This is a genomic window from Brevundimonas sp. (assembly GCF_035626535.1).
GTDB lineage: Bacteria > Pseudomonadota > Alphaproteobacteria > Caulobacterales > Caulobacteraceae > Brevundimonas.
Map to the genome: position 1 here is coordinate 15661 of NZ_DASPNO010000089.1, position 23081 is coordinate 38741.

20 protein-coding genes are annotated in these 23081 nt (G+C 68.5%); 12 read left to right on the plus strand and 8 right to left on the minus strand.

Annotation, left to right across the window (positions count from 1 at the left end; all coding sequences use genetic code 11):
• Nucleotides 1-42 precede the first annotated feature (42 nt).
• The 5 genes from VEC04_RS13435 to metH are packed head-to-tail and all read left to right on the plus strand — an operon-like array spanning nucleotide 43 to nucleotide 6359.
• Nucleotides 43-1005, plus strand: a complete 963-nt coding sequence (locus VEC04_RS13435; protein WP_324777497.1) for a metalloregulator ArsR/SmtB family transcription factor — start codon at nucleotides 43-45, stop codon at nucleotides 1003-1005.
• A complete protein-coding gene (metF, locus tag VEC04_RS13440) occupies nucleotides 1002-1955 on the plus strand; it encodes a methylenetetrahydrofolate reductase [NAD(P)H] (RefSeq protein WP_324777498.1) in 954 nt (317 codons plus the stop codon). Before VEC04_RS13435 ends, metF begins: the two co-directional genes overlap by 4 nt.
• On the plus strand, nucleotides 1952-3022 hold the full coding sequence (locus VEC04_RS13445) for a homocysteine S-methyltransferase family protein (protein ID WP_324777499.1): 1071 nt from the start codon (nucleotides 1952-1954) through the stop codon (nucleotides 3020-3022). Before metF ends, VEC04_RS13445 begins: the two co-directional genes overlap by 4 nt.
• Entirely contained in the window at nucleotides 3019-3699 is a 681-nt protein-coding gene (locus tag VEC04_RS13450) for a class I SAM-dependent methyltransferase (protein ID WP_324777500.1), read from the plus strand. The genes VEC04_RS13445 and VEC04_RS13450 overlap by 4 nt, the downstream gene beginning before the upstream one ends.
• Nucleotides 3699-6359 (plus strand): methionine synthase, encoded by a 2661-nt coding sequence (gene metH, locus VEC04_RS13455; protein ID WP_324777501.1) that lies wholly within the window; start codon nucleotides 3699-3701, stop codon nucleotides 6357-6359. The genes VEC04_RS13450 and metH overlap by 1 nt, the downstream gene beginning before the upstream one ends.
• A 3-nt stretch (nucleotides 6360-6362) precedes the next feature.
• Here the strand turns inward: metH and VEC04_RS13460 are convergent, their stop codons facing one another.
• The gene (locus tag VEC04_RS13460; protein ID WP_324777502.1) at nucleotides 6363-6905 is read right to left on the minus strand and encodes a hypothetical protein; all 543 of its coding nucleotides are present in this window, start codon (nucleotides 6903-6905) and stop codon (nucleotides 6363-6365) included.
• A gap of 161 nt (nucleotides 6906-7066) precedes the next feature.
• A complete protein-coding gene (locus VEC04_RS13465) occupies nucleotides 7067-10261 on the minus strand; it encodes a TonB-dependent receptor (protein ID WP_324777503.1) in 3195 nt (1064 codons plus the stop codon).
• 232 nt (nucleotides 10262-10493) lie between these two features.
• Between VEC04_RS13465 and VEC04_RS13470 the strand changes: the two genes are divergently transcribed.
• Nucleotides 10494-10895, plus strand: coding sequence for a beta-lactamase hydrolase domain-containing protein (locus tag VEC04_RS13470; protein WP_324777504.1), 402 nt, complete (start codon nucleotides 10494-10496; stop codon nucleotides 10893-10895).
• Nucleotides 10896-10899: 4 nt separating this feature from the next.
• Here VEC04_RS13470 and VEC04_RS13475 read toward each other — a convergent pair whose 3' ends face one another.
• On the minus strand, nucleotides 10900-11046 hold the full coding sequence (locus VEC04_RS13475) for a hypothetical protein (protein ID WP_324777505.1): 147 nt from the start codon (nucleotides 11044-11046) through the stop codon (nucleotides 10900-10902).
• A gap of 69 nt (nucleotides 11047-11115) precedes the next feature.
• On the opposite strand from VEC04_RS13475, the gene VEC04_RS13480 reads away from it, so the two are divergent.
• On the plus strand, nucleotides 11116-12018 hold the full coding sequence (locus VEC04_RS13480) for an MBL fold metallo-hydrolase (RefSeq protein ID WP_324777506.1): 903 nt from the start codon (nucleotides 11116-11118) through the stop codon (nucleotides 12016-12018).
• A 3-nt stretch (nucleotides 12019-12021) separates the two neighbouring features.
• On the opposite strand, the gene VEC04_RS13485 is transcribed toward VEC04_RS13480, so the two are convergent.
• Both VEC04_RS13485 and VEC04_RS13490 read right to left on the minus strand, forming a co-directional pair.
• Nucleotides 12022-12714 carry a DUF1499 domain-containing protein gene (locus VEC04_RS13485; protein WP_324777507.1) on the minus strand — a complete coding sequence of 231 codons (693 nt, stop codon included), beginning with the start codon at nucleotides 12712-12714 and terminating at the stop codon, nucleotides 12022-12024.
• A gap of 4 nt (nucleotides 12715-12718) precedes the next feature.
• On the minus strand, nucleotides 12719-14350 hold the full coding sequence (locus VEC04_RS13490) for a long-chain-fatty-acid--CoA ligase (RefSeq protein WP_324777508.1): 1632 nt from the start codon (nucleotides 14348-14350) through the stop codon (nucleotides 12719-12721).
• A gap of 145 nt (nucleotides 14351-14495) precedes the next feature.
• On the opposite strand from VEC04_RS13490, the gene udk reads away from it, so the two are divergent.
• The gene (gene udk, locus VEC04_RS13495) at nucleotides 14496-15149 is read left to right on the plus strand and encodes a uridine kinase (protein ID WP_324777509.1); all 654 of its coding nucleotides are present in this window, start codon (nucleotides 14496-14498) and stop codon (nucleotides 15147-15149) included.
• Nucleotides 15150-15221: 72 nt separating this feature from the next.
• On the plus strand, nucleotides 15222-15848 hold the full coding sequence (locus VEC04_RS13500; RefSeq protein WP_324777510.1) for a TetR/AcrR family transcriptional regulator: 627 nt from the start codon (nucleotides 15222-15224) through the stop codon (nucleotides 15846-15848).
• A 4-nt stretch (nucleotides 15849-15852) separates the two neighbouring features.
• Here the strand turns inward: VEC04_RS13500 and pdxH are convergent, their stop codons facing one another.
• Nucleotides 15853-16527, minus strand: coding sequence for a pyridoxamine 5'-phosphate oxidase (pdxH, locus tag VEC04_RS13505; RefSeq protein ID WP_324777511.1), 675 nt, complete (start codon nucleotides 16525-16527; stop codon nucleotides 15853-15855).
• An 86-nt stretch (nucleotides 16528-16613) separates the two neighbouring features.
• On the opposite strand from pdxH, the gene VEC04_RS13510 reads away from it, so the two are divergent.
• The 3 genes from VEC04_RS13510 to VEC04_RS13520 all read left to right on the plus strand — a co-directional run bounded on the left by VEC04_RS13510 (nucleotide 16614) and on the right by VEC04_RS13520 (nucleotide 19584).
• Nucleotides 16614-17339, plus strand: coding sequence for a DnaJ C-terminal domain-containing protein (locus tag VEC04_RS13510; RefSeq protein WP_324777512.1), 726 nt, complete (start codon nucleotides 16614-16616; stop codon nucleotides 17337-17339).
• A 13-nt stretch (nucleotides 17340-17352) separates the two neighbouring features.
• Nucleotides 17353-18438 carry a chorismate synthase gene (gene aroC / locus VEC04_RS13515; protein WP_324777513.1) on the plus strand — a complete coding sequence of 362 codons (1086 nt, stop codon included), beginning with the start codon at nucleotides 17353-17355 and terminating at the stop codon, nucleotides 18436-18438.
• 450 nt (nucleotides 18439-18888) lie between these two features.
• Nucleotides 18889-19584, plus strand: coding sequence for a pirin family protein (locus VEC04_RS13520; RefSeq protein ID WP_324777514.1), 696 nt, complete (start codon nucleotides 18889-18891; stop codon nucleotides 19582-19584).
• A 63-nt stretch (nucleotides 19585-19647) separates the two neighbouring features.
• Here the strand turns inward: VEC04_RS13520 and lon are convergent, their stop codons facing one another.
• Both lon and VEC04_RS13530 read right to left on the minus strand, forming a co-directional pair.
• Nucleotides 19648-22044 (minus strand): endopeptidase La, encoded by a 2397-nt coding sequence (gene lon, locus VEC04_RS13525; protein WP_324777515.1) that lies wholly within the window; start codon nucleotides 22042-22044, stop codon nucleotides 19648-19650.
• A 286-nt stretch (nucleotides 22045-22330) separates the two neighbouring features.
• On the minus strand, nucleotides 22331-23081 hold a 751-nt coding region (locus VEC04_RS13530), incomplete at its 5' end, for an SGNH hydrolase domain-containing protein (RefSeq protein ID WP_324777516.1).

Sequence of the window (23081 nt, forward strand, 5' to 3'; positions counted from 1 at the left end):
TTCCGCTTGCATAATCATATAAGGATATCTTTATATGACTGCATGTCACTGACCGCCGACCAGACCGTCGAGGCCCTGCGCGCCGCCGGGGAGCCGACCCGCCTGCGCGTCCTGTCCCTGCTCGCAGGCGAGGAACTGTCGGTGATGGAGCTTTCGCGCATCCTCGACCAGAGCCAGCCGCGCGTCTCGCGCCACCTCAAGCTGATGACCGACGCGGGGCTGATCGAGCGTTTCCCGGACGGGGCGCGGGTGTTCTACCGGCTGACCTCGGACGCCCCGGCCCGCCGGCTGATCGACACGGTGCTCGATGTGCTGGACGAGGCCGCCGGCGACGCCGACGACCGCCGGCTGGAGGAGGTGCGGCGGGACCGGGAGATCGCCGCCGGCGCCTATTTCGAACGTATCGCACCTCAGTGGGACCGCATCCGCTCCCTCTATGTCTGCGAGACAGCGGTCGAGGCCGCGATCCTCAAGGCCGCCGGAGACGGACCGTTCGACCGGGTCGTCGACCTCGGCACCGGCTCGGGCCGGATGCTGACCCTGCTCGGCAAGAAGGCGAAGATGTCGCTGGGCCTCGATCTCAGCCACAACATGCTCAACATCGCCCGCGCAAACGTGGCCAGGGCCGGGCTCGACAGGGTCGAGCTGCGCCACGGCGACATCTTCTCCACTCGCCTGCCGCAGCAGACCGCCGATCTGGTGCTGGTGCACCAGGTTCTGCACTATCTCGCCGATCCCGCGGCGGCGGTGGCCGAGGCGGCGCGGCTGGTCATGCCGGGCGGACGGCTGCTGATCGTCGACTTCGCCCCGCACGCCTTGGAGCATCTACGCGAGGAGCATCAGCACCGCCGGCTCGGCTTCTCCGACGAGGAGATGCGGCGCTGGCTGGGCGAGGCCGGGCTGACGCCGTCGGCGCCCATCGCCCTGCCCCCCGACACCGACGGGCTGACGGTGGTCATCTGGACCGCCGAACGGTCGGCTGAAGCCGGGGCGCGGGTCGCATGACGGCCGCCGCCATCAGCCTCGCCGAAGCCCGCGCCCTGCTGCTGTCGCCGCTTGGTCCCGTGGCGCGAGCGGGGCAGGACGCCTCGCGGCCGCGGGTGTCGTTCGAATTCTTTCCGCCGAAATCGGACGAGGCCGAGGCCAGGCTGTGGCAGGCCGTCACCCGGCTGGCGCCGCTGAAGCCCGACTTCGTGTCGGTGACCTACGGCGCCGGCGGCTCGACGCGCGAACGCACCCATCGCACGGTGCGGCGCATCCTCGCCGAGACCGATCTGACGCCGGCGGCCCACCTGACCTGCGTCGAGGCCAGCCGGGACGAGGTTGACGCCGTGATCGACGGCTACAGCACGGCCGGCGTGCGCCACATCGTGGCGCTGCGCGGCGATCCGCCCGGTGAGGCGGGACTGGGCGGAGCCTATGTTCCGCGCCCCGACGGCTACGCCAACGCCACGGAACTGACCGCCGCCGTGGCTCGCCGGGGCGGGTTCGAGATCAGCGTCGGCTGCTATCCGGAGGGCCATCCCGAAAGCCCCTCCCTCGCTCACGACATTGAGGTGCTGAAGGCGAAGGTCGATGCGGGGGCGACGCGGGCGATCAGCCAATTCTTCTTCGATATCGACGCCTTCCTGCGCTTTCGGGACCGGGTGCGGGCGGCGGGCGTCTCGATTCCGATCATTCCGGGTGTCATGCCGGTGTCCAATTTCGCCGGGCTGAAGCGGATGTCGGCGGGCTGCGGCACGGCGGTGCCGGACTGGCTGGCGGCCCACTTCGAGGGGCTGGACGACGATCCCGAGACCCGCAAGCTGATCGCCGCCTCCGTCGCCGCCGAGATGTGCGCGCGGCTGCAGGAGGAAGGCTTCGCCGACTTCCATTTCTACACCCTGAACCGGGCCGACCTCGTCTACGCCATCTGCCGGGTGCTGGGGGTGCGCGAGCAGAGGGCCGACGCATGAGCCGGGCCGACCGGATCGCGGCGCTCAAGGCCGCCGCCAGGCGCCGCATCCTCGTGCTGGACGGCAGCTGGGGCGTGATGATCCAGCGTCGGGAGCTGTCGGAGGCGGAGTTCCGCGGCGACCGCTTCGCCGGTCATCCGGTCCAGCTGAAGGGCGACAACGACCTGCTGTGCATCACCCGGCCGGACATCATCTCCGACCTGCACGACCAGTATTTCGCCGCCGGCGCGGACATCACCGAGACCAACACCTTCTCGGCCACCACCATCGCCCAGGACGACTATGCGCTGGACGCGCAGGCGGTGTGGGACATCAATTTCGCGGGCGCGACACTGGCTCGGGCCGAGGCCGACCGCTGGACCGCGAAGACGCCGGACAAGCCGCGCTTCGTCGCGGGCGCGATCGGGCCGCTCAACAAGATGCTGTCGATGTCGTCGGACGTGGACGACCCGGGCGCGCGCAGCATCACCTTCGACGAGGTCTACGACGCCTATCGCCATCAGGTCCGGGCCCTGCACGCGGGCGGCGTCGACCTGTATCTGATCGAAACCATCACCGACACGCTGAACTGCAAGGCGGCGATCAAGGCCATCCTCGATCTCGCCGACGAAGGGCTCGAGCCGCTGCCGATCTGGATCTCGGGCACCATCGTCGACCGGTCGGGAAGGACCCTGTCCGGCCAGACCGCCGAGGCCTTCTGGCACAGCGTGCGCCATGCGAAGCCGTTCGCGGTGGGTTTCAACTGCGCTCTCGGCGGCGAACTGATGCGGCCGTTCATCGCCGAATTGTCGCGGGTGGCGGACACCCTGGTCGCCGCCTACCCCAACGCCGGCCTGCCCAACGCCATGGGCCAGTACGACGAACAGCCGCACGAGACGGCGCATTTCATCGAGGAGTGGGCAAGGTCGGGGCTGGTCAACATCGTCGGGGGCTGCTGCGGCACGACGCCGGAGCACATCCGGCATGTGGCGGAGGAAGTAGCGGGACTGCCGCCGCGCGCGATCCCGGAGCGGCCGACGGCGATGCGGCTGTCGGGGCTAGAGCCGTTCGAGCTGGTGGCGTTATGACCGACAAGATCGCCGATCTGTTCAAGGACCCCGAACACGCCCGCACCTACGCAGACCGGCCGCGGAAGATCATTCCCGGGTTCGACGGCCTGCACCGCATCATGGCCCAGTTGCTTGCGGAGGCGTCGCCGCGGCGGACGCTGGTGGTCGGGGGCGGCGGCGGCCTGGAGCTCAAGACGCTGATCGGCGCCCTGCCAGAGGGCCGCTTTTGCGCCGTCGATCCAGCCGCCGAGATGATCGCCCAAGGCAAGTCGTACCTGGGCGATCCCCCCTCCGTGGACTGGGTCGAAGGCTATATTTTCGATGCCCCGGAGGGGCCTTTCGACGCGGCCACCTGCCTTTTGACGCTGCATTTCGTGCCGGACGACGGCGCCAAGCTGGAGACACTGAAGGCCATCCGCAGCCGGCTGAAACCGGGCGCCCCCTTCGTCATCGCACATCTTAGCATCGACAAGAGCGATCCCACCTCCGATCAGCGGTTCGACCGCTATCTGAAGTTCGGCAGCGACAGCGACATGGACCCGACCGTGTTGAAGGAGGCGCACGAGCGGGTGCGCACCCATCTCAACTGCGTCGGGCCGGATCGCGACGAGGAACTCCTCCGCGAGGCGGGCTTCCACGGTGTCGAGCCGGTATTCCGTGGCCTCTACTGGTGCGGCTGGGTGGCGTACGCCTGATGCGCCCCACCTTCATCAACGTCGGCGAGCGGACCAACGTCACCGGCTCGGCCAAATTCCGCAAGCTGGTGGTGGAGGGCGACTACGCCGGGGCGCTGGCGGTGGCGCGGCAGCAGATTGAGGCCGGGGCCACGATCATCGATGTCAACATGGACGAGGGACTGCTGGACGGCGTCGTCGCCATGCGCACCTTTCTCAATCTGATCGCGGCCGAGCCGGACATCGCGCGCGTACCGGTGATGATCGACAGCTCGAAATGGGAGGTGATCGAGGCGGGGCTGAAGTGCGTCCAGGGCAAGCCGATCGTCAATTCGATCTCGCTGAAGGCCGGCGAGGCCGAGTTCCGCGAGCAGGCGGTGAAATGCCTGCGGTACGGCGCGGCCGTAGTGGTCATGGCCTTCGACGAGCAGGGCCAGGCGGACACCGCGGCACGCAAGGTCGAGATCTGCACCCGCGCCTACCGGCTGCTGGTCGACGACATCGGCTTCCCGCCCGAGGACATCATTTTCGATCCGAACATCTTCGCCGTGGCGACGGGGATCGAGGAGCACGACGCCTACGCCGTCGACTTCATCGAGGCCACGCGGACGATCAAGGCCACCCTGCCCCATGCCCGCGTCTCCGGTGGAGTGTCGAACGTCTCGTTCAGCTTCCGCGGCAACGAGCCGGTGCGGCGGGCGGTCCACTCGGTGTTCCTCTACCACGCCATCCAGGCCGGAATGGACATGGGCATCGTCAACGCCGGCGATCTGCCGGTCTATGACGACATCGACCCGGTGCTGCGCGAGGCCGTCGAGGACGTGATCCTGAACCGGCCGCAAAGGACCAATGTCTCCAACACCGAGCGGCTGGTCGATCTGGCGCCCAGCTACAAGGGCGACAGGAGCGCGGCGCCCGTCGTCGACCTGAAGTGGCGCGACGCGCCTGTCGCAAAGCGGATCGAGCACGCCCTGGTGCACGGCGTCACCGACTGGATCATCGAAGACACCGAGGAGGCACGGCGTCAGGCCGAACGGCCGCTGCACGTCATCGAGGGCCCCTTGATGGACGGCATGAACGTGGTCGGCGACCTGTTCGGCTCGGGCCGGATGTTCCTGCCGCAGGTGGTCAAGTCGGCGCGGGTGATGAAGCAGGCGGTGGCGTATCTCGAGCCGTTCATGGAGGCCGAGAAGACCGGTCAGCCGCGCCGGCAGGCCGGCCGCATCCTGATGGCCACGGTCAAGGGCGACGTCCACGACATCGGCAAGAACATCGTCGGCGTCGTGCTCCAGTGCAACAACTACGAGGTCATCGACCTCGGCGTCATGGTCCCGGCGGACCGGATTCTCGACGCGGCGATCGAGCACAAGGTCGATATCGTCGGGCTGTCGGGCCTGATCACGCCCAGCCTCGACGAGATGGTGTTCGTGGCCAGCGAGATGGAGCGGCGGGGCTTCCATATTCCGCTGCTGATCGGCGGGGCGACGACCAGCCGGACGCATACGGCGGTCAAGGTCGAGCCGTCCTATCGCCGCGGTTCGACCACCTATGTCGTCGACGCCAGCCGGGCGGTGGGCGTGGTCGCCGGCCTGCTGTCGCCGACAGAGAAGGCGCGCATCGAGGCGGCGACGCGCGACGAATACATCCGCATCCGCGAACAGTTCGCCCGCGGCCAGACGACCAAGGCGCGGGCGGCCCTGCCGGCTGCGCGGGCCAACCGGTTCCGGCCGCAGGCGGCGACTCCCCTGCCCCCGCGCCCGTCGTTTCTCGGCGTGCGGGCGTTCGACGGCTGGGACCTGCAGGACCTGGCCGACCACATCGACTGGACGCCGTTCTTCGCCAGCTGGGAGTTGATCGGCCGCTACCCGCTGATCCTCGAGGACGAGATCGTCGGCGAGGCCGCGCGTGACCTGTTTCGCGACGCGCAGGCGATGCTCAAGCGGATCGTCGACGAGAAATGGTACACGGCCCGCGGCGTGGTCGGCTTCTGGCCCGCGAACGCCCGCGGCGACGACATCGTGGTCTGGGCGGACGAGAGCCGCACGACCGAACTGGCCCGGTTCCACGGCCTGCGCCAGCAGATCGCCAAGACCAGCGGCAAGCCGAACCTGTGCCTGTCCGACTTCGTGGCCGAGGACGGCGAGGACTGGCTGGGCGCCTTCGCGGTCACGGCGGGGCACGGCGAGCTGGAGAAGGCGGCGGCGTTCCGGGCGGCGGGCGACGACTATTCGGCGATCCTGGCGACGGCCCTGGCCGACCGGCTGGCCGAGGCCTTCGCCGAGCGGCTCCACAAGACGGTGCGCACCGAGCTGTGGGGCCATGCGCCCGACGAAGAGACCTCGGTCGAGGATCTGATCGCCGAAAACTATCAAGGCATCCGCCCGGCGCCGGGCTATCCGGCGCAGCCGGACCATACGGAAAAAGCGACGCTCTTCAGACTGTTGCAGGCAGACGCGAATGCGGGAATGGAGCTCACCGAGAGCTTCGCGATGAGCCCGCCGGCGTCGGTCTCAGGCCTCTATTTCGGTCACGCCGAGAGCCATTATTTCGGCGTCGGCAAGATCGACCGGGACCAGGTCGAGGACTACGCCCGCCGCAAGGGCTGGGACCTGGCCACAGCCGAACGCTGGCTTGGGCCGATCCTCAACTATGATCCTGGCGCGCGGGCGGCGGCGGCCTGAGCCTTACTCGAGACCCACCTCTTCGGGAGTCGCCGGCGGGGTGGTGATGTTCTCGCGCAAACGGCGGGCGGCGTGTTCGCAGCGGCCCGGCAGGCCGAAGAACAGGCCGAAGGCCTGGCTGCGCACGCTTTCGTCCTGCCCCGCGAGGGGCGCCCATCTGGCCGTGGCCTCGGCGGCGGCGGCGCGGGCGGCGGCGCGGCTGGCGGCGGACTGGCGCGGCTCGGCGGCCTGCAGCGCGGCGCGGAAGTCGGCGGCCTCCAGGCGGCCGAGCCGGATGATGTCGCGATCCAGCGGATCGGCGTCGGTCAGGGTCTCGCCGAGAGCGACATGGCCGTTCACCAGCGCCTCGCACCAGGCGACCAGAGGATAGTCCGCCTCCGGCGCGCCGCGCGGCAGGGGATTGGCGTAGGCCACGGCCTCGCGGATGCGCAGGGCCTCGGCCGTTTCACCCGTGGCTGGGCCCGCGGTGACGATCGGTCCGTCCTGCCCGGCGGCAGGCGCGGTGTGGACGATCAGGACGGCGGCGAGGGCGAGGCTGGCGATCATGGCGGCTCCGGAAATCTGTACTTCGGACACTGTCCGGATGCCGCAACGCTTCAGGCGCCGCAATGGTTTTTGCGTGGCGGCGATTCCTCGGCGGAAGCGCAAGAAAAAGGCGGCGGACCCGAAGGTCCGCCGCCCGGTAGTCTGGTCTCTCCGACCGCTGATTAGAAGCGGTAGGCCAGGCTGAAGCGCACGGAGCGCGGCGCCTGATAGGCAGTGACCGCGCCGTAGTTCGGATCCCGCGGATCAACGCCCACAGTATCCAGCGCCAAGTCGTTGAACTCGTTGAAGTCCTGCTGCGACTGGAAGTCGAACACGTTGAAGATGTCCGCGCGAACCACGAGGCTGTCGCCCGGGACGTCGAACACTTCGGCCAGATCATAGGCGAAGGTCAGGTCCAGGACCTTGAGCCAGTCGCTTTCGAACTGCGAACCCCGGGGTGTCGCGACGCCATCAACGACATCGTTGTCAGTGAAGTCGCAGAACCACGACGCTGCCTGGTAGGCTTGGGCGAACACGTCGGTGGGGTGGAAGCCCTGACAACCGAACATGCGCGGCGACTGGATCAGCAGGTTGGCGCCGATGTTCAGGGCCGGAGTCGCCTGCCAGTTGCCGAACATCTTGAACGTGTGTTCGCGGTGGTTCGGCAGGAAGCCGTACGAGTTGTCGGTCAGGCCGGGCTGGTCGAAGTCCTGCGACAGGCCCGGATCGACCTGGCCGTTGTCGGACTTCAGGGCGCCTTCGTAGTTGCCCTCGCTCTCCGACCACACGTAGCTGAAGCGACCGCCCCAGACGCCGTCGAACGGCTTCTCGAGCGACACCTCGACCGCCTTGTAGGTGCGATCCGGAGTCGGGTAGCCAAGGTCGGCGGCCGAGAGGGTGACCTCGCGATCCGTGAACGTCCGGCCCAGGCCGCCCGGACCAGCGTCGGCGTTGGTCAGATCCTCACCCGAGAGGGTGATGACCATGTCCTCGCCGGGGTTGGTCAGCACGTACTGGTGGAAGCCGTACCAGACGTTGTAGCAGATGTCGGCGGTCAGGTCGGGATCGGCCTCGCAGTAGGCCAGAACGGCGGCGTCGATGGCGACGTCGTCGATGGCCGTACCCAGCTCGCGGTAGGTGCCCTTGATGCCCATCGTCCAGTCGCCGAACACGCGCTGCTCGTAGCCGAGGATGAACTCGTCCACGTACATCGGGTCGATTTCCTTATCGACCTGGGTCGCGATCGGGCGGGTCGTGCCGTCACCAAAGGTGCCGGCGGCAAGCAGATTGAGAAGGATCGGCTCGTCCGTGGTGTCATGGATGCCGTCGGCGTTCAGGTCGTTCGGGCCGCCGGTCTGATCCAGGCTCCAGGTGTCCGAGATGAAGAACTCGGCGCCGGCCAGACGCTGGTTGGTGTTCACCGCGACCGGCAGGAAGTAACGGCCGTAGAAGCCGAACAGCTTGGCCTCGCCGTCGCCGAAGACGTCGTAGGTCGCGCCGAGACGCGGGGCCCACTGGTTCTGCAGGTCGACGAAGGCGACGCCGTCGATGTTCTCGTTCTCGAAGCCCTCGTTGCGGATGCCGATGTTCAGGGTGAGCTGATCGGTGACTTCCCACGAGTCCTGGAGATAGTAGGCGTTCTGGGTGGAGGTCCAGCCGCCGTCGTTGTCATAGGCGCGGATGCGAACGCGACGCGGCTGACCAATCAGATCGGTTCGTCCCGGCGGGATCGTCGCGGCGGTGTGCAGCGTCTGGTAGCGGAACCAGAGACCTCCGGTCACGTCGCCGGTGCAGTTCGCCACCGAGGAGATCGGGCCGCCCGGACGGCAGTAGTTGTAGCCTTGGCCGGAGTAATCGAGCTCCTGGTAGGCCTCCAGCTTCTCCTGGTCGATGCCGACCCGGAAGTGGTGCGAGCCGAAGAAGTCGGCGTAGACGTCGACGTCAGCGCGCAGGACGGTGCGCTGGTCTTCGTTCACCGACGGCTGGCCGACGCCCCAGGTACCGCGGCGGGGGAAGCCGGGCAGCTGGTCCGTGATCAGGGCGCCGGAGTCGCCGGGCGAGTAGTTGTACTCATTGTATTCGTTGACGCCGTAAGCCAGCGAGGTGGTCAGCCAGTCGGTCCACACGCCGGTGTAGCGCGCGATCCAGTTCTCGCCACCGAACTTGAAGACCGACGGCGTGAAGGTGCTCACGCGTTCACCGGCGTTGTTGACGTAGTAGTTGTCGGTTTCCTGCTCCTGCTCGTCCGAGAAGTAGGTGAACTCCAGCCGGTGCTCGTCGGTGATCAGGAAATCGACCTTGGCGCCGTAGAACGGGTCGTCGCTGGTGACGGTGGTGGCGTTCGCGCCGGCCCCCAGTCCGCCGCTGTTGGCCGCCGAGATCGGCGAGCCGACATTGACCTGTTCCCGGTCACGCCAGTTGTACAGACCGAAAATGAACAGACGGTCCTGGATGATCGGGCCGCCAAAGTCGAAGATCACGTCACTGGACGAGCGCTCATCGAAGTTGTTCTGGGCGAGGTAGGTGTTCGGCGAGTCCTCGGTGAGGCTGTCCGGCTGCCAGTAGGCGGTGATGCCGAACTCCCAATCGTTGCCGCCCGACTTGGTCGTGCCGTTCAGCACGCCGCCGGTGCCGCGGCCGAACTCCGAGGAGTAGCCGCCGGTCTTGGTCTCGAGGGTCTGGTAGAACTCGAACGGAACCGTCGAGGAGCCCTGGAAGTCACGGAATTTCGTGATGTTCAGGCCGTTGATGAAGTAGGTGTTCTCACCGGCCGAAGCGCCGCCGATGGTCGGGATGTTGCCGAAGGCGTTGTCGGAAGCCGTCACGCCCGGGGCCAGCAGGGCTACGGCGCTGGCGTCGCGAGCGATCGGGACGTTCTTCGACAGTTCCTCGACGTTGACCGTCAGGCCGGTCGTCGTGGCGTCGAATTCCGACACGGCGCGGCGCACGCCGACGACGACGACTTCGTCGATCTGCGTGGCGTTGTCGGCCGCCGCGCCCATGGTGAGGAACAGCTGGGCCGTACCGCCCGATCCGACGTTCACGGTGTCGGTCAGCGAGTTGTAGCCCGGCGCGTTGACGACGACTTCGTACGTGCCCTGCGGCAGGGCGACGGCGCGGAAGTTGCCCGAGGCGTCAGTGGTGAAGCTACGCGAGAAGCCTTGCGAAACCGAAGTCAGCGTGACGCTGGCGCCCGCGACCGGCGTGCCGGCCTGGTTTTCGACGGTGCCGGCGACGGCGCCCTGAACCAGGTTCTGCGCGATGGCGACCGAGGGCGTCATCAGGGTCACGGCCGGAGCCGCCACCAGCGCCATAAGCGCCGTTCCGCCGATCATGGTCGAATGCAGCAACCGCTGCTTGATGGTTTGGGTCTTCAAAGGGTGGTCCTCCTGAGACCGAAGCGCGCCTCCGGAAAGAAGCTGGCGTCAACGGCAACCAAACTCCGCGCACCCCAATGCACGCAGATTGCCCTGACCTTAGACTTGGCAATGGCCCGGCGCAGCATAATTACGGCGACGTAACCTAATCGAGGCCGGCCTGTCGCAATCCCGCCACACGCAAGGTGAAGCTATTGAAAGGATTGTTCAAATGAACCCCCAAACGGCTTCATTGCGGCCCCTTTCCGCGAAGGTGTGGGTCACGGGCCAGGTCACGCCGGGGCAGGTTCGGGGTCTGCGGGATGCCGGATTCACCTGCGTGGTGAATCACCGGCCCGACAACGAGGAGCCGGATCAGCCGCTTGCCGCCGAGATCGCCCGCACCTGCGACGAGGCGGGAATGACGGTGGTGCACGCCCCGGCGCGCGGCCTGCCCGATGCGGCCGCGGTCGCCGCCACCCGCGCGGCGCTTGACGGGCTGGGAGAGGGCGGCAAGGCGGTGTTCTTTTGCCGGTCCGGCATGCGATCGGCCGCGGCCTGGGCGATGGCGGAACGGCTCGCCGGCGGCGATCCGGACACCCTGCGCGAGGCGGCGCTGGCGGCGGGCTACGACCTCGGCAGGGTTCCGCTATAGAGGATCAGCGGGCCACGCCGACGCGAACCGCATACGGCGCCGGCTCGGGCGTGCACGACGCCACGACCAGTTGCGCCGCCATGAGACACAGGAAGGCCGCCGCGATGGTCTGGAGCCGATTTGAGACAGCCAGGGCGATGGAAACAGCCATGTCAGGCACTCCGCGGAAGGTTTACGAAGTGTTGACGCAAGGGCCGCGCCGCGGACGGGCGGCGCTCCGGTGATCCCCTTCGTGCGCGAGCTGGACGTGGCCCATGGCCGCGTCGACGCCGTTTCGCCGCTCATCCGGCGGGTGATCGCGGCCAATCCGGGCCCGTTCACCTTCACCGGGACCGGGACCTACATCGTCGGGCGAGCCTCGGCCGGAGCCGGCGTGGCGGTCATTGATCCCGGCCCGCCCGACGACGCCCACCTCGCGGCGCTGCTGACCGCCATCGAAGGCCAGGCTGTCAGCCATGTGCTGGTCACCCACACGCACCGGGACCACTCGCCCCTCGCCCGCCCGTTCGCGCACGCCGTCGGCGCGCCGGTTCTGGCCGCGCGGCCGCCGGCGCAGGTCGTCCACGCCTCAGGCTCGCTCGACGAGGAGGACGACGAGACCTTCGCTCCTGACATCGTCCTCGCCGGCGGAGAGGTGCTGGAGGGAGACGGCTGGACGATCGAGGTGATGGCGACCCCCGGCCACGCCTCAAACCACATGGCCTTCGTGCTGCGCGAGGAGAATGCCCTGTTCAGCGGCGACCATGTGATGGGGTGGTCGACCACCGTGGTGGCCCCGCCGGACGGCGACATGACCGCCTACATGGCCAGCCTGGACGCGGTGATCGCCCGGGACTTCTCGACCATCTGGCCCACCCACGGCGCGCCGGTCACCGATCCGGCGCCGTTCCTGCGGGCCTATCGCGCGCACCGGCTGGAGCGGGAGGCTCAGATCGTGTCGCAACTGGCGGCGGGGCCGCGGCGGATCGCCGACATGGTGCCGACGCTCTACGCCGCAGTCGACGCGCGCCTGTGGCCGGCGGCGGGACTGTCGGTGTGGGCGCACCTGATCGCCCTGGAGCGCGCCGGGCGGGTCAGCGCCAGCCCGGGACCGGAGATAGATGCGGTCTGGAGTGTGCGCTGAGACCTATTCGACGCCCCGCAGGCGGCGGCTGATCTCCGTCGCCAGCCGGCAGGCCTCGCCGGCGTGCGGACGGTCGTCCCGGGCGGCGACGCGGATGTCGGTCCGGCCCGGACGGATGCGGATGACGGCGTCGTGCACCGTGCCGAACCAGAAGCCCCGATGCGTCCCGGCCGCGCGGGCGACGGTGACGCCGCCCTGCAGGCTGAAACCCGATTCCTGCAGGGCCCAGGCCGCGGTCTGGGGCGCGACCTGCGTCATTGCGGGGACTGCTCCGGGACAGGCCTCGGCGCCGCCGGTGCGGGTCGTCGCCCCCGCGCCACGCCGGGCGTCGAGAGAGCCGAAACCGGGGATTTCGGTCAGGTCGGTGCTGATGTCATCCGGCGGGGCGTCCATGACGCGCGAAATCTGCCAGGCGTAGCCTCCGACGGTCGCGACGGAGGCGGCGAGCGCGACCAGCGCCAGCCACAGCGGGGCGCGGCGGCGCAGGGCGGCGATCACGAGCGCGAGGGCGGCGGCAGCGCCGAAGGCCGCCAGGGCGGGGCCGACCCTCATGGCCAGCAGATCGTGGCCGACCTCGTAGCTCCACAGGCCAAACCGCGTCCCGGCTGCGGCGATGAGGGCGAACACCGGCGCCAGGAAGACCACCGCAGCCAGGCGTTGACCCCCACCGCTCCGCCCAATCCTCGATCCGGCCATGGCCTCAGCCCCCCGTCGGCAGGCGGTAGTCCTTCATCCGCTCGCGAACCAGTTTCTTGTCGATCTTGCCCGTCGGGCCGAGCGGGATGTCTTCGACGAAGACCACGTCGTCCGGCATCCACCATTTGGCGATCTTGCCCTGCAGGAAGTCGAGGTGCTCCTGCTTGTTCTGGCTTTGGCCGGGCTTGAGCTTGACGACAAGCACGGGGCGCTCGTCCCATTTGGGGTGGGCCGCGCCGATGACGGCGGCCAGTTCGACCTTGGGGTGGCCGACGGCGATGTTTTCGATCTCGATCGAACTGATCCACTCGCCTCCGGACTTGATCACGTCCTTGGCGCGGTCGGTGATCTGCATGAAGCCCTGCTCGTCGATGGTCGCGACGTCGCCGGTGTCGAAGAAACCCTCGTGGTCGAGGATGTCGCCGCCCTCGCCCTTGAAATAGGCGCCGGCGATGGTCGGCCCCTTGATCATCAGCCGACCGTAGGTGTGCCCGTCGTGGGGCATCTCCTGCCCGGCGTAGTTCTTCAGCTTCAACTCCACGCCGAGCGGCGGCGTGCCCTGCTTGACCCGCCACTTCATCTGATCGTCGTAAGGCAGCGCCCTGAGCTCCGGCGGCAGGTTGGACAGGGTGCCTATGGGCGAGGTCTCGGTCATGCCCCAGCCCTGCAGCACCTCGATGCCGAACTCGTCGTGGAAGGCCCGGATCAGGCTCTCCGGCACCGCCGAGCCGCCGATCAGCACCCGCTTGACGCTCGGGATCTTGAGATTGTTTTCGCGCAGGTGAGTCAGCAGGCCCTGCCAGACGGTCGGCACCGCCGCCGAGAAGGTGACGCCCTCGCTCTCGATAAGCTCGTAGATGGCCGCGCCGTCCATGCGAGCGCCGGGCAGGACCAGTTTCGAGCCCGCCGCGGGTCCGCCGAAGGCGATTCCCCAAGCGTTGGCGTGGAACATCGGCACCACCGGCAGTATCACCTCGTTCGGCGTCGCGCCCAGCACCGTGGTCTGCAGGCCCAGCAGCGTGTGGATGAAGTTGGAGCGGTGCGAATACAGCACCCCTTTCGGATTCCCCGTCGTGCCCGAGGTGTAGCAGAGGCCGCAGGCGGTCTGTTCGTCGAAGCCGCCCCACTCGATGTCTTCCGACGCGGTCGACAGCAGGGCCTCGTAGCATTCGGCGCCGGGCAGTTTCGTCGCCGGCATGTGCAGTTCGTCGGTCAGAACCACGACCCGCTCGACCGAGGGGCAATGCGGCAGCACCGCCTCAAGCAGCGGGATGAAGGTCAGGTCGACGAAGATGATTTTGTCTTCGGCGTGGTTGATGATGTAGGCCAGCTGTTCCGGGAACAGACGCGGGTTGAGGGTGTGGCAGACCGCGCCGATGCCCATGATACCGTACCAGGCCTCGATGTGGCGGCCGCTGTTCCAGGCCAGGGTGGCGATGCGATCGCCGACCCCGACGTCCCAGTCCTTCAGCACGCTGGACACCCGTTTGGCGCGGGCGTGTATCTCCGCGTAGGTAGTGCGGACGATCGGCCCCTCGACCGAGCGCGTCACGACCTCGCGATGGCCGTGCCAGTTGCGCGCGTGGTCGATGATCTTGTCGACCGTCAGCGGCCAGTCCTGCATCAATCCCAGCATCGGTATCCCTCGTTTGCGCCTGCTGCCCGAGGCGCTTGAGGGCAGGCTATCGGCGGCCCGGCGGATGCGCAACGTGACGCCGCGTCAACCGCCGGCCGTCCAGGGCCCCTTGGCGTCGGACCCGCCTTCCCCCTAGAAGGGCGGCATGCCCATTCTCGTCGCCATCACCGGAGGGTCCGGCTCCGGCAAGAGCACCCTGGCGGAAACGCTGGTCACCGCTCTTCCCGAGGGAGCGGCCGTGCTGGTGCGCGAGGATTCCTATTATCGCGACGCCGCCAGCCTGCCGGGGTTCAACGCCGCCACCTTCGATTTCGACGACGTGGCGGCCCGCGACCACGAGCTGATGATCCGCGACCTGGCGGCGCTGAAGGCGGGGCGCGATATCACCGCGCCGATCTATTCCTTCATCCACCACGGCCGGGAACCGGGCGGCGAGCCGATCCACGCCGCCGAGGTGGTGATCATCGAGGGCACCCATCTGCTCTGCACGCCTGGCCTGGTGGAGCTCTTCGACATCCGGGTGTTTGTCGACACGCCCGCCGACATCCGCTTCATCCGCCGCCTGCTGCGCGACCAGGCCGAGCGGGGTCGCACCGCCGATTCCGTGATCCAGCAATATCTCGCCACCGTCCGGCCGGGGCATGAGCGGCTGACCGAACCCTCGCGGGTCAACGCCGATTTCATCGTCGCCGACGCCACGGCCGCCGTGCGGCTCGAGGACCCGCAGGCGGTGGTCCGGCTGGCGGCGCCGGTGCTCGCCCATCCATTACTCGCGAGCCTCTTTTCTCGCGGATCGTAGAACATTGGTTCGCGACCCCTTGACCGGCTCGCGGCCCCGGCGTCTGCTCGCTTTCCACGGCAGGCGACTCAGATGCACGGCACGGCCAGACTTTCCGACGCGGGGTCCGACTCCAGGCGCCGGCTCATCGTACGCCATGCCCGCGAGCATTTTGTCAGCGAGGGATACGCCGCCACGCGGATCGAGCCGATCGCGCGCGCGGCCGGGGTGTCGACCGCGACCCTCTACACCGTGTTCAGCGGCAAGGCGGCCCTGTTCACGGCGGTAATCGACGACGCCGCCGAGGACTTCGCCCGCCAGATGGCCGGCGTCCGCGCCGTCGAGGGCGACGCCCGCACGACCCTGACCAGTTTCGCCGAGGCCTACGCCGGCTTCATGGGCGATCCGTTCGTTCGCTCGATCTTCCGGCTGGTGATGGCCGAGCGACCCCGCTTCCAGGCGCTGGCCCTGCGCTTCTTCGAGAAGGGCCGCACCGAGTTCGGGGCGACGCTGATCGGCGTCATCGTCCGGCTGTCGAAGGCGGGCGAACTGCGTCCGGTGGAGCACCCCTCGTGGGCGGCCGGTCACCTGATGGGAATGATCGAGCACCCGGTCTTCTTCGTCCCGCTGGTCACCGGCGACGAGGTGCAGGTGCGCCGCTCGAACGCCGAGGTGGTCGCCGAAGCGATCGAGACCTTCCTAGCGCGCTACGGGGCCTGACGGGTCACGGCCAGAGGCGCGTCTTCGACCAGCCTTCCCCCGCACGGTCGAATCTCAGCCGGTCGTGCAGCCGGAAGGGCCGATCGCGCCAGAACTCGACAGAATCCGGAACGACCCGCCAGCCCGTCCAGCGCTCCGGCCGGGGCACGTCCCCGTCGGCGAACCGGGCGGTCTCGCGGGCGACGGCGAGTTCCAGGGTCTCCCGGCTGTCCAGCGGCCGGGACTGGTCCGAAGCCCAGGCCCCGATGCGGCTCTCGCGGGCGCGGCTGGCGAAATAGGCGTCGGCCTCGGCCGCGCTGACCGACTGGACCGACCCACGCACCCTCACCTGCCGCCGCAGCGATTTCCAGTGGAACAGCAGCGCCGCCGACGGATGGACCGACAACGCTTCGCCCTTGGCGCTCTCGCGGTTCGAATAGAAGGTGAAGCCCCGCGCGTCGACGTCCTTGAGCAGCACCATCCGGGCGTCCGGCCGGCTATCGGCGTCGACGGTGGCCAGCGTCATGGCGTTGGCGTCGTTGGGCTCGCTGGCCCGCGCGTCCGTCAACCAGTCCACGAACAGGCCGATCGGCTCCGGCCTGTCGAAAATCGTCTCGTCCGCGTTCGCGGCCAGGGCGGCGGCGTACTGCTCCGCATATTCCTCGCGGGTCGGGCTGGGCGGGATCACGGGGGCGGTCATGATGTTCAGATAGACCGTCCCGGCCGCGCTGGGGAGAGGCGGTGCGGTTAACGCGGCCTTGACCATGTTGCCGCCTAAGCTCGGGGATGCGCGTCCGATCGCACTCCGAAGTCGCCTCCCTGGCCGAGGCCCACGCCCTGCTCGGCCTGACCGGCCCGGCGGACGGCGAGGCCGTGACCGCGGCGTTCAGGGCGGCCGTGAAGGCGGCGCACCCGTCGGCGCCGGGTGGGGACCCCGACCGTTTTCGCCGGGTGATCGCGGCCTGGCGGCTGATCCAGAGCCGGGAACCCACGCTGGCCATCGCCGGACCGAAGTCGCCCCCGCCCTCCCCTCCCGTCGTGGTCATCGGTCCGCTGGAGGCGTTGAACGGCGGCCATGCCGCGGTGCGGCTGGCCGGGCGTACGCTCGACGTCCGGTTGCCCAGGGGCCTGCGCAGCGGCGAGCATTTGCGCCTGCGCGGCGCGGGCGCCGGCGGCGCCGACATCTACCTGCCGGTGCTGATCCGGGCCGCCGACGGCCTGAGGGTGCTCGGCGACGACCTGTTCATGGAGCAGCCGGCGCCGACGCGTCTGCTCGAGGACGGCGGCCGGCTGGAGATCGACACCCACGTCGGGGCCCGCTCCGCCTGGATCGTCGCCGGCCAGACGCCGCTTCGCCTGCGCCTGAAGGGCTTGGGCCTGCCGGCGCGCGGCGGACGCCCGCAGGGGCATCTGTTCGTCGAGCTGCAACCCTCCGACGACGTCCCCTCGGCGGCCGAGGATCTGCTGGTCCGTTTCACCCGCGTCTGGACGCCGGACCGGCTGGCGGCCTAAGCCGTAGGCCAACATGTCGCACAACACCTTCGGCCACCTGTTCCGCGTGACCACCTGGGGCGAGAGCCACGGGCCGGCGATCGGCTGCGTCGTCGACGGTTGCCCGCCGCTGATCCCGCTGACCGAAGCCGATCTCCAGCCGTGGCTGGACCGGCGCAAGCCCGGCGGCAGCCGCTTCGTCACCCAGCGGCAGGAGAGCGACACGGCCCGCATCCTGTCCGGCGTGTTCGACGACGGAAACGGCCTGGTGACCACCGGCACGCCGATCGCCATCCAGATCGACAACGAGGACGCCCGCTCCAGGGACTATGGCGAGATCGCCCGCGCCTTCCGGCCGGGCCACGCCGACTACACCTACCAGGCCAAATACGGCGTCCGCGACCATCGCGGCGGGGGCCGCTCCTCGGCGCGCGAGACGGCCCTGCGGGTGGCGGCGGGCGCGGTGGCGCGCAAGCTGCTCGGCGAAGGCGTCCGCATCCGCGCCGGCGTGGTCCAGCTGGGCCCGCACCGGATCGGGCCGGAAGCGATAGATTTCGACGCCGTCTACGAGAACGCCCTGTTCGCGGCCTCGGCGGACGTCGTCCCGGCTTGGGAGGACTATCTGGACGGCGTCCGCAAGGCGGGCTCGTCGATCGGCGCAATCGTGGCGCTGGAGGTCACGGGCGTCCCCGCCGGCTGGGGCGCGCCGGTCTATGGCAAGCTCGACGCCGAACTGGCCGCTGCGATGATGTCGATCAACGCCGTCAAGGGGGTCGAGATCGGGGCCGGATTCGGCGCGGCCGAGCTGTCGGGCGAGGACAACGCCGACCAGATGCGGATGGGCGACGATGGCCGACCGGTGTTCCTGTCCAACCACGCAGGCGGCGTTCTCGGCGGCATCTCGACGGGCCAGCCGCTCACCGCCCGCATCGCCTTCAAGCCCACCTCCTCCATCCTGACGCCGCGCCAGACCGTCACCCGCGACGGCGCCGAGACCGACCTGCGCACCAAGGGGCGGCACGACCCCTGCGTCGCCCTGCGCGGCGTGCCGGTGGTCGAGGCGATGGCGGCCTGCGTGCTGGCGGATGCGATGCTGAGGCATCGGGCGCAGGCGGGGTAGATGCAGCCAAGACGCCGAATCCACCCGTTCAAGCACGTTCGGTTCATTCTGGTGGAGCATTCGGACCATCTCGGCGTGCCATTGCTGCTCGCGGTGACCGCGACCGTCCTTGCCCTTTTCGCCTTCGTCCTGTTGCCGGTTGCTGGACCGACCCGGATCGAGGGGCGCGTGATGGGTCTGGGCTTCATGGAAACGGATGAGGGTTCATTCGCCACCGCCTCCGTCCAGACCGGCGAAAATACGGTTCGCGTTTTCCTTCCAACCCGGCACGGATGCCGGGTCGGCGATCGGATATCGCTACAGAAATGGCCGCTGCGCTGGGGGCACCGCATACGCCCTGCACCCGTTCGCTGGCCATGTACTCGCTAGCCCTTTCGCCACTGACACTGTTACCTATATAGGTCCCGAACGGCGCGCCGTATGCTGCGCGCCCCAATCGGGAGACTCCTCATGATCGACGTCCGCCCCTTCTCCAGCCTCGGCGGCGCTGACCACGGCTGGCTGAACGCGAAGCACCATTTCTCCTTCGCCAACTACCATGACCCGTCCCGCATGGGCTGGGGCCGGCTGCGCGTGTGGAACGACGACGAGATCGCCGCGAAGTCGGGCTTTCCGCCCCACCCGCACGCCGACATGGAGATCATCACCTACGTCCGTGCGGGAGCCATCACCCACGAGGACTCGATGGGCAACCGCGGCCGTACCGCCGCGGGCGACGTGCAGGTGATGAGCGCCGGCACGGGCGTGCGTCACGCCGAGTTCAACCTCGAGGACGAAACCACCACCCTGTTCCAGATCTGGATCGAGACCGACAGGCCGGGCGCCAGGCCGGGCTGGGGCCAGCGCGAGTTTCCGAAGAGCGACCGAACCGGCCGGTTCTCGGTGCTGGCCTCCGGCGACCCGTCGGACGGGGCCCTGACCATCAACGCCGATGCGAAGGTGCTGGGGGCGACGTTGAATACGGGCGAGAGCCTGACCTACAGCCTGGCGGAGGGCCGCCGCGCCTATCTGGTCCCCGCCGTCGGCGAGGTCGAGGTCAACGGCGTCACCCTGAACGCCCGCGACGGCGCCGCCATCAGGGACGAGGCCGAGATCACCATCACCGCCAGGGCCGACGCCGAACTGGTGATGGTCGACAGCCTCTAGGGCGCCTTCCTCAAATCCAACGAAAAACCCCGCCCGGATCGCTCCGGACGGGGTTCTTTTTCGTCAGTGGGTGGCCGGCACCGTGCCGGGATCCTCGATCGGCGGAGCCGGCGGCAGCGGCTCGGTCGACTCGTCCCATTCGACCGGCGTCAGCACGCCCGTCAGGGCCCACTTCAGCGCCTCGTCGGCGGTCTTGATCGGAACGATCTCCAGCGCGCCCTTCACATTGTCGGGCACGTCGGCGAGGTCCTTCTCGTTCTCCTCCGGGATCAGCACCGTCTTGATGCCCGAGCGGAGCGCGGCGAGCAGCTTCTCCTTCAGGCCGCCGATAGCGGTGACCCGGCCGCGCAGGGTGATCTCGCCGGTCATGGCGATGTCCTTGCGGATCGGGATGCCGGTCAGGACCGAGACCATGGCCACGGTCATGGCCATGCCGGCCGAGGGACCGTCCTTGGGCGTCGCGCCGTCGGGCACGTGCACGTGGATGTCGGTCTTCTCGAACACCGGCGGCTTGACCCCGAACGCCAGGGCGCGGGCCCGGACGTAGGAGGCGGCGGCGGAGATCGACTCCTTCATCACCTCCTTGAGGTTGCCGGTCACGGTCATGCGGCCGCGGCCCGGCATCTTGATCGCCTCGATGGTCAGGATGTCGCCGCCGAACTCGGTCCAGGCCAGACCGGTAACGATGCCGACCTGGTCCTCCTCATCCGTCTCGCCGTAGCGGTACTTCCTGACGCCCGCGTATTCGGCCAGCTTGGCCGCGTCCACGGTGATCGACAGCGTCTTCTCCCGGGCCATCTCGCGCACCGCCTTGCGGGCCAGACCGCCCAACGCCCGCTCCAGGGAGCGCACGCCGGCTTCCCGCGTGTAGTAGCGGATCAGGTCGCGGATGGTATCGTCGGGCACCACGAACTCGGCCGGCTTCAGCCCGTTGTCGGCCGTCACCTTGGGCAGGACGTGACGCTTGGCGATCTCGACCTTCTCGTCCTCGGTGTAGCCCGACACCCGGATGATCTCCATCCGGTCCATCAGCGGCTGCGGCATGTTCAGGCTGTTGGCCGTTGTCACGAACATGACGTTGGACAGGTCGTAATCGACTTCCAGGTAGTGGTCGCCGAAGGCGTTGTTCTGGGCCGGGTCCAGCACCTCGAGCAGGGCCGAGGACGGGTCGCCCCGCCAGTCGGCGCCCAGCTTGTCGATCTCGTCCAGCAGCACGAAGGCGTTGGTCGTCTTGGCCTTCTTCATCGACTGGATGATCTTGCCCGGCATCGAGCCGATGTAGGTCCGGCGGTGACCGCGGATCTCGGCCTCGTCGCGCACGCCGCCCAGCGACATGCGGACGTATTCGCGCCCGGTCGCCTTGGCGATCGACCTTGCCAGCGAGGTCTTGCCGACGCCCGGAGGGCCGACGAGACACAGGATCGGGCCCTTCAGGCTGTTGGTGCGCGCCTGGACGGCCAGATACTCGATGATCCGTTCCTTGACCTTCTCGAGACCGTAGTGGTCCTCCTCGAGAATGGCCTCGGCCTTGTTCAGGTCGATCGGCTTCGTCTTGGCCTTGCCCCACGGGATCGACAGCAGCCAGTCGAGGTAGTTCCGCACCACCGTCGACTCGGCCGACATCGGGCTCATGTTGCGCAGCTTCTTGACCTCGGCCTCGGCCTTGACGCGGGCTTCCTTGGAGAGGCGCGTCTTACGGATGCGCTTCTCCAGCTCCATGATCTCGTCGCGCGCATCATCGGTCTCGCCCAGCTCACGCTGGATCGCCTTCATCTGCTCGTTGAGATAGTACTCCCGCTGGGTCTTCTCCATCTGGCGCTTCACGCGCGAGCGGATCTTCTTCTCGACCTGCAAGACCGAGATCTCGCCTTCCATCAGGCCGTAGACCTTCTCCAGCCGCGACGGCACGGAGATGGTCTCCAGCAGGCCCTGCTTGTCGGCGATCTTGACCGACAGATGGGCCGCGACGGAGTCCGCCAGCTTGGACGGATCGGTGATCTGGGGGATGGAGCTGAGGGCCTCGGGCGGCACCTTCTTGTTCAGCTTCACATAGTTTTCGAACTGCTCGATGACGGCGCGCAGCAGGGCTTCCGACTGCGACGGCTCGCCCGGATCGTCGGCGATCTCGACCGCCTCGGCCTCGAAGTAATCGCTGCGGTCGGTGAAGCGGGTCAGGCGCGCGCGGCTCCTGCCCTCGACCAGCACCTTGACGGTGCCGTCGGGCAGTTTGAGCAGTTGCAGCACCGTGGCCAGCACGCCGATCGGGTAGATGGCGTCCGCCTGCGGATCGTCGTCGACGCTGTTCTTCTGGGTGGCGAGCAGGATCTGCTTCTCGCCCTTCATGATCTCGTCGAGCGCCTTGACCGACTTCTCGCGACCCACGAACAGCGGCACGACCATGTGCGGAAAGACGACGATGTCTCTCAGCGGCAGGACGGGCAGTGTTTTGGTCTCTGACATGATGCCTACTTTCCGGGGCCCTCGTTGATCTCAAGCCCGCCAAGCCGGCGCGCGGAGCGACCGTGCTCCACCGTATCGACTCGGCCCGCCATTCGGCGGCCTTCGGATGAGTATGTGGTTCGGATCGCCCGGCGTTCAAGCGTAACGGGTGGGCGACCGTCCCTTCCATCCACAGCCGTTCAGGGGGCAAACAGCGGGCGCGGGCGAGGGGTTCCCCGTTAACCCCGTGCGCATCCCGTCCCGGAACCGCACAAAGCCGCCGATCCGCCAGTGTTGCTCCGCCGCCTCATCGTCCGCCCGGAAAGCGTTCGTTCAGCAGGCGCGCCAATGCCTGACTCTGCGCCCTGCCGCCGGCAGCGGTCAGGTGGCGACCGTCGCGGTACCATGGACCATTCGGGCCCCGCGTCCGACAGCCGCCCCGGTCGCACAGGGCCGTCCACGGACGGTAGACGGCCACGCCGGCTTCGGCCGCAGCGAGCGCCGTCAGCCGCTCGTCGACCACTCCGGCCAGCTCGGCATTGGCTGGAACCGCGCGGTCGCACATGCCTGTGGTGAGACCCAGAAAGGCACGCCGGGCATGGCAGGACGCCGGCGCGAAGGCGTATTCCGGCGTGGTCCCCAACAGCACGATCAGCGTTCGGGGTCCGACCTGCGCCCGCAACATCCTGAGCGTATGCGCCAGCTCCCCGAAAAGAACGTCGAGCTGGCGAGCCGTGTCGGCCGACACCCCGCCCCGCGGCAGAGTCGGCGCCGCATTGACGATGACCACCTGCGGAGCCTCGCGCCCCCACTCGGCGACGGCCGAGCGGTTGAAGGCCGCGCAGTCATCGCTCGCCACCCCGGCGCGTTCCCGGAGCAAGGGCAGACAGCCCGATCGTGTCGCCTGTCGGACAGCCAGCCCCCGCTGCCGCGCCCACGCCAGCACGGCGGGCGAGAGATGATCGGCGTGGGAGTTGCCCCATAGAACGACATCAGCGTCGGCTTCGGCGGGCACGGTGCAGGGGTGCGCGGCGGGCAAGGCCGCCCCCTCGGTATGA